Source organism: Victivallis sp., assembly GCF_048170485.1.
Classification (GTDB): Bacteria; Verrucomicrobiota; Lentisphaeria; order Victivallales; family Victivallaceae; genus Victivallis.
The window spans coordinates 25,028-31,461 of the sequence record NZ_DBEXAY010000061.1 but is presented as its reverse complement, the minus strand read 5'-3'; the positions used below and the strand labels follow the sequence as shown (position 1 = coordinate 31,461).

The following is a 6,434-nucleotide window of genomic DNA, read 5'->3' as shown; positions in this document are numbered from 1 at the left end:
TGGTGCAGGCCTGCTTTGAAAAAGAGCACGTTACAAATGGAATAAGAACCAAAATGATGTTCTAAAAATGTTCTAATTCGTGTTCTAAAAGCAGCAAAAATCAGCTTGATTCAGGATGAGGCAGAGACGTTGGTTTTGTGTTGCTTCTTGCTTGAAATCAGGGGGGTAAAATGGTAGCCCGGGCGGGAATCGAACCCACGGCCAACTGCTTAGAAGGCAGCTGCTCTATCCTCTGAGCTACCGGGCCGGCGACAGTTTTATTAATATTGCCCGTTTTTTTCAAAAATCAAGTGACGACGCAGTTTTCCTGCCAGAATCCGGGCCAGCGCCGGCGAGATCCCCACCGGATGAAGCGAACTCTCACCCGGAGAGTCCGGACGCTGAAACGCTTCCGGCTTTTCCAGCAACGGCCGCGTATCCGAGAGATCCAGATATTCCAGGTCGAATTCCCGCACCAGACGGTTCAGCATTTCACCCAGTTCTTCCTCCTTCTCCCGGTGCGGCGTCGGGAAGACCGCCAGCGTAATCCGGCGGATGGATGGATTGGTTTTCAGTTTCTCCACAATCGCCGCCAGGTTACGCTCCCTTTCCCACGGCTCCTGCGGGGAACGGTGACGGAGGCAGGGCAGCAGAATCACCGCCCGGTCCGCCCGGCTCTGCGGTATCTGCTGCCACAGAGCCGGCAGGCTTTCGAACAGCGGCAGATTCCCGCCGGTCAGCGGCAGGAACTCCAGTGTTTTCCCCTCCGCGGCAAGCTGGCGCTCCAGCTCCGGAGCAAATTCTCCGAACGGTTCGCCAATCACCAGACAGGTTTGCTCCGGTTTCAGCTCTTCCGCCAGTTTTTTCGGCAGTTCCCAGCTGCGCAACTCACTCAGCGTCGGATGATGCAGCTGGAGAATCGTCCGCGCCCCCGCCGTGTCCATCAGCCCGTGCGGTGTATGGCGCAGTTCCAGAGCCGCTGCCGCCGGGGCAATCCGTATCGTCTCCCGGGCAAACGAAAACCCCGGGATCGAAAGCGTCAGGTCGAGAATGCGTTCGCCGCCGGTACCGTTCCCGGTCAGCTCCAGCGGCAGTTTGTGAATGACGTCCGGCGTGAAACGTTCAATTCTGCCATCCGGTTTGCCGGGAAGAGGAATCTCCTGCGACAGCAGTTCTTGGCCGCCGCGCTCTGTTATGTTCAGCTTGACCGTGCAGGGAACCGGCAGTTTCGACGCGATTTCAACCGTCGCCGTCAGGGTTTCATGGTCATACAGAAACGCGGGCAGCCAGAGTTTCATGGTGACGTCCGGCGGCGCCGGAAGCATGGTGTCCGGGCGGTTGATCGGCGTGACCGGGAGATCCGGGAGTTTTCCCTCCGGATCCAGAAAACGGAGCGCGCTCTCTCCGCCGGAGGCGGCCACTGCCACCGTTGCCGGAAGCTGTGCCGCCGGAATCCGGAACGATCCCGCCTCAAAGACAAAACGCCTTGCCACATCGTTCAATAGTTCGATATGTTGGAGTTCGTAACTCGTCCGCTTGCCGGAGAAAATCCGGCACCGTCCGCTGCGCTGGAACAGCGGCAGCCCGGTGCCGTCCGCCGTCTCCAGCCGGATTGGACTCAGTTCCGGGGCCGGCGCAAAATCTTCACAGTTCAACAGCTGGAACTCTCCGGTTCCGGCGGGACGCATCCGCACGGTCAGCCGGCCGGTTCCTGTGTTGACCCGGTTCAAGAGTTCGAACTCCCGACTGCCGCGCTTCAGGGCGATCCGGGCCGTCTGACGGACCGCCGGGCCGGAACCATCCCCCTCGTGCCGGAGCAGCAGTTTCCCCTCCAGCTTCAGCAGGGCCAGACAGTTGGCGTTCAGCTCGAACTCATATTCCCCGTCGGCGGGAATTCGCAGCAGACCGTGAAACCGGGCGGAATAGAACTCCGGCGTCTCCGGCGGCCGGATGGTCATCTGTACGTCGGTCGGCGATAAAATCCGGCGGGCGTTGCGCGTCGCGAGTTTTTCAAGCTCCCGCTCCGGAGCGCCGGGCGCGTCCTTGCGGATTTTTTCCCGGTCCCGGTTGGCTCTCTCCAGATCGTTGCAGACGTTGATCAGATGCCCGGTCAGCCGCCGTTTGGCCGCATCGTCCGCCCGTTCCCCCAGGGCCCAGGCGGGGAGGCCGGCCGCTTCGGCGCGCGCTCTCTGCCGGTCCCAGCGATTGAGAGAGAGCATCCGGCGTTTCCGCTGGCGGATGCGGTTGATGGCGGTCCGCACATATTCGCCACGGTTGAGCAGATCGAGCCCGGTGGCGCGCTCCAGCACACTGCGGTAGGCGGTCTGCGGATGGTTCCGGAGCTTCCAGGAGTTGCGGCGTTCGTACTCCGCCGTCCGCTGGCTGATGTACTGGGCCGGTGTGCAGGGCTGGCGCCCGGGGAAGAGGAACAGGCGCAACCGTTCCGCTGGCGGGCAGGGGCCGGAATTTTTCTGCCAGTTGTCCCGCTTCTGCTCCCGGGGAAAGCCGAACTCGATCGTGAACTCCTTCGCCCCCGGCGCCGGAGCGATCGCCAGCTCCTGATTGCTGTGGAGCCGGAAGGGCAGGGCTTTGCCGTCGGCCAGCACCCGGACACCGTTGGCGAGGCTCGCTTCCGGCAGGAGCAGGCTGGTCAGGTCGATGCTCTGGGCTTTGGCGGCATCTTCCGGCGCCGTCGTCAGCCGGTAGGCCGGGGCATCCGCAGGGAGGGGGGGCGCTTTCGAGTCGGCTCCCGCCAGCGGCAGAGCTCCGGCGAGGAGCGACAGCAAAAAAAGAGTTGCATAGCAAGAACGGTTCATCGGGCTTCCTCCCGGACTTTTTCCAGTTTAAACGCGGTATCCACCCGGAAGGCCGGAACCGGGAAGGCGGGGGCTTCCCCGGCACGGAGTGTGACGCGCTCTTCCTTGACCACCTCGCCGGAGAGCGTGTCATACCAGCGGAGGCGGTAAGCGCCCGGCGGCAGGGCGGCGTTCTTCAAACGGAACGACAGTTTTTCCCGCAACGGCTCTTTCTCCGGGTGCTCCGGATAGGTGAGCAAAGAGGCACGGTGGAAGATCCAGCCCCAGGCGTTCTCTTTCTGTACTGCGGCCAGAATTTCGCACTCCTGCCGGTTGCCGACGAGCTCCGGGGCCGGATCGGTCGGGGGAGCAGAACGCAGGTCGATCCCGCGGAAGAAGCGGGCAAATCCCCGGTAGTGGCCGTAGAGCTTGTTGAGGTGTACGAAGTCGTGCCACCAGAGAAACGGCGTTCCGGCAAGACCGGAAAAGGAGGCTCCCCACAACCCGGCGTGGATGTCGGCCACGAGCTGTCGGTTTTCGCTCCCCTGCGAGGGGCCGCCGTATTCGGTGATGAGCTGTGGTTTGTTGAATTTCATGACGCGGGCGTAACTGCGCAGATGATCGACGAAGTGGATCTGTGCATCGCGGTAGGCATCGCCGGCGACGTGGGTGATCTCTTTGGGGTCAAACAGTTTCCGGAACTGCAGAAGTTTGTTGAAATCACTGCAGATGTGGGTTGAGACCAGCGGCTTCCGCTGGGACCAGCGCTGCAGTTCCGCCGCCGCGTCGCGCGTCCAGGTCAGGATGCTGCCGTCGGTGTAACGGGCGTGGAATTCCGAGACAAGGTCAACTTCACTCCACAGTTCGATGGCGAACAGATTCGCCATCGCTCCCCAGCGGGCGGCGATGTAGCGGGCCCGTTTGGAGTTGTTCCGTTTCGCCTCGGGGGAGCGGAAGAAGTCGCCGGGATCTTTCAGGAAACCGCCGTTGGCGCGGGCGAATTCCGAGGTGGCGTTGATCGGATTTTCACCCCATTCCGGGTCGGAGGTCGAGGAGAGGCGCCCGTGGTTGTCGATGACCAGATTGAGATAGATGCCGTTCCTGCGCGCCGACTCAAAGAGGTGATCGAGTTTCCAGGCCGACTCCATGCTGTAGCGCCCTACGCCGTGTTGTCCGGCCCGGGGGGCGTTGTGTTCGAGAGCCATGGTCCAGCCGGCCATCCAGACCTCCACGGTGTTGATGCCGTTTTTTCCGCAGGCTTCGAAGTAGTCGTCGTAATCGCGGGTGCCGCGGTCAGGCAGATGGCCGAAGCGAAACCAGAGTTCACTGCGCATGTCGGTGTTGGTGTGGATGTTCAGGCCGATCGGGAAGAAGAACTCCCCGGTGTCGTGTTCGAAAAAACGGGGTGCCGTCGGAGAAACCCGGATTCTTCCGGGCAGGGGGGAGGGGGCCACTTCGACGGTGCGCCAAGCGGTTCTCAGGCTCTCTCCGGCTGCTTTGTCTTCGATCGACAGCCGGAGGCGGTAGGTCCCTTCCGCGGCGGGCAGAAAACGCAACTCCCAGAATCCGCCGCCGACCGGAGTCAGGGTCTCGCGGGTGAAATGGCTGCTCCGGAGGTAGTCCCGGCTGAAAAAGGCGGGGCAGGTTTGGGTGGAACCATCCGGACCGGTGAGTTCGTAATTCACCTCGATCTCATCCGGATCAAACGGGTTGAAGTAGTCGCGCGAGAGCAGGAAACGGCTGTCGATGCGCCGGTTTTTTTCTCCGTTTTCCGGGAGCTGCCAGTCGATCACCGCGAGCGGCGGCGTCTGCCGTTTGCCGGTGCGCCGGACATTGCGGAGCGTCAGGGTTGCCTGCTGCATCTCCTCCGAATAGAGCGAGATGCCGGCGGCGAAGAGGTTGGTGGCCGCGTCCGCGTCGAACAGCGCGCCGTGCCCCACGCCGCGCCACTCTTCGCCGGTGCGGTCGAGCCGGGCGGAAAGGGTCTGCCAGCGGCCCGGCACCAGCTCGAACTCCCGGACGGTCTGAAACCAGGTGCCGTCCTTATCCTTGAAGAAGAGCAGCGCTTTGACCGGCGCATCCGCGTCGAGCCGGACCTCCATCTCCAGTTGGGCGGCTTCAAATCCGGCCCGGTCCGGGCGGAAGCTCTCCCGCTCCGGCTCCCGGTAGATCTGGGCGGAGCCGGGGAGGGTCAGCCGGACCGAACAGGACTCCTCCGCCGGTTGCGAGAGCAGTTCTCCCGAGCCGTCCACCTTCCAGTTGCCGGGCAGGGCAAACGTGCGGAGGCAGAGCAGAAGAGTGAGCAGAAGCCATGTTCCGGTACGGCAACGCATTCGTTCAAAGCTCCCGGAGCGGGCGGTTCTGCGGGGCGCGGCGGGCGGCCTCCCGAAGCCCCCGGGTGCAGATTTCGACGCCGGTCAGCTCCTGCACCGCCGCCGGATCCGGCTGATCGTTTCCGGCGGTGTCGAGCAGTTCCAGCCCGTCGCAGATGGTGAAGGTTTCGGTCGGGCGCCCGGGGGCGAAGAGCGGCTCCTCGCCGTTGGCCCGATTTTCCACCCGGAGCAGAATTCCGGCCGCGGTCAGCTCGTCGACGTGGCGCTGCAGCACCACTGCCGGCACCGGCATGCGGCGGAAGAGTTCGCCGCCCGGCGTCGGCCCCTTGCCGTCGGCGAAATTCCGGTAGACGATTTTCGCCAGCGCAAGTTCGCTGTCGCGGCGGACCCGCAAGCTCGCGTTTTCTTCACCGGAACGGTCGAAAAGACCGGTCGCCGCATGCTGTTTCACAAAGGCGATTTCCGCACCGAGCAGCGTGATCTGCCAGGACCACTGCACCCAGATCAAAAAGAGCGGCAGTGCCGCAAAACTTCCGTAGATCGTGTTGTAGCGGTAGATGGTTCCCTGCAGAAAGACGAATCCGTCCTGAAGCAGTTGATAGAGGATTCCGGCGATGAGACCGCCGAAGCAGGCCGCACCGATCTTCACCCGGGTGTTCGGCACCATGAAGTAGATCGCACTGAAGATCAGGCAGACGAGGAGCAGCGGAAAGAGCTTCATCCCGATGGAGAAGACGATCATGCCGAGACTGCTGAGCCAGGGGATCGCGGCCAGAATCCGGTTGAACATCGTGCTGACCAGCACGCCGGCGCTGCCGAGCACCACCAGAATGATCGGCGTGAGCAGAATGATCGCCAGATAGTCGCTGAACCGCCGGAAAAAGTTGCGCCGGGTCGGCAGATCCCAGATCTGGTTGAAGGCCTTTTCGATGTTGGTGGCCAGCCACATGACCGTCCAGATCAGCGCGATCACACCGGCGCCGGCGACGATGCCGCCCCGGGCGCGTTCCAGCGTGGTGTCGGCGAACTGACAGATCCAGTTGAGAATGTCCTGATGGTCGGCGAAGCGCTTGGTCAGCATCACCTCAAGCCGCGCCTGCAGCGAGAACCCTTTGGCGATGCCGAAGACCAGCGCGGCGACCGGCACGATCGCGAACAGGGTGTAATAGGTGAGCATCGTGGCGCGCTGACTGTGCTGGTCGGCGGCGTAGCGACGGAAGCTGACCCAGAGAATCCGGGCGAACTTCCCGGAGGTGGTGAGGCGCGCGTAGGGAACATCCATGCCGAGCGCCCAGTGCCGGAACCGTTCGAACAGCGCGCCTTTCAT

General features: G+C 62.9%; 3 protein-coding genes and 1 tRNA gene. All 4 read right to left on the bottom strand.

The annotated features are described in order from the left end of the window. Positions 1–171 precede the first annotated feature (171 nt). A tRNA-Arg gene (locus ACMLHG_RS03290) sits at positions 172–247 on the bottom strand. Positions 248–260: 13 nt separating this feature from the next. Next, on the bottom strand, positions 261–2,795 hold the full coding sequence (locus tag ACMLHG_RS03285; protein WP_417169538.1) for a PA14 domain-containing protein: 2,535 nt from the start codon (positions 2,793–2,795) through the stop codon (positions 261–263). Then, positions 2,792–5,107, bottom strand: coding sequence for a hypothetical protein (locus ACMLHG_RS03280; RefSeq protein ID WP_417169537.1), 2,316 nt, complete (start codon positions 5,105–5,107; stop codon positions 2,792–2,794). Before ACMLHG_RS03280 ends, ACMLHG_RS03285 begins: the two co-directional genes overlap by 4 nt. A gap of 4 nt (positions 5,108–5,111) precedes the next feature. Further along, the gene (locus ACMLHG_RS03275) at positions 5,112–6,434 is read right to left on the bottom strand and encodes a YihY/virulence factor BrkB family protein (RefSeq protein ID WP_417169536.1); all 1,323 of its coding nucleotides are present in this window, start codon (positions 6,432–6,434) and stop codon (positions 5,112–5,114) included.

Coding starts and splice junctions, on each gene's coding strand:
- ACMLHG_RS03280 (WP_417169537.1), bottom strand. CDS start 5,107: ATGCGTTGCCGTACCGGAACATGGCTTCTGCTCACTCTTCTGCTCTGC.
- ACMLHG_RS03275 (WP_417169536.1), bottom strand. CDS start 6,434: ATGAAAGGCGCGCTGTTCGAACGGTTCCGGCACTGGGCGCTCGGCATG.
- ACMLHG_RS03285 (WP_417169538.1), bottom strand. CDS start 2,795: ATGAACCGTTCTTGCTATGCAACTCTTTTTTTGCTGTCGCTCCTCGCC.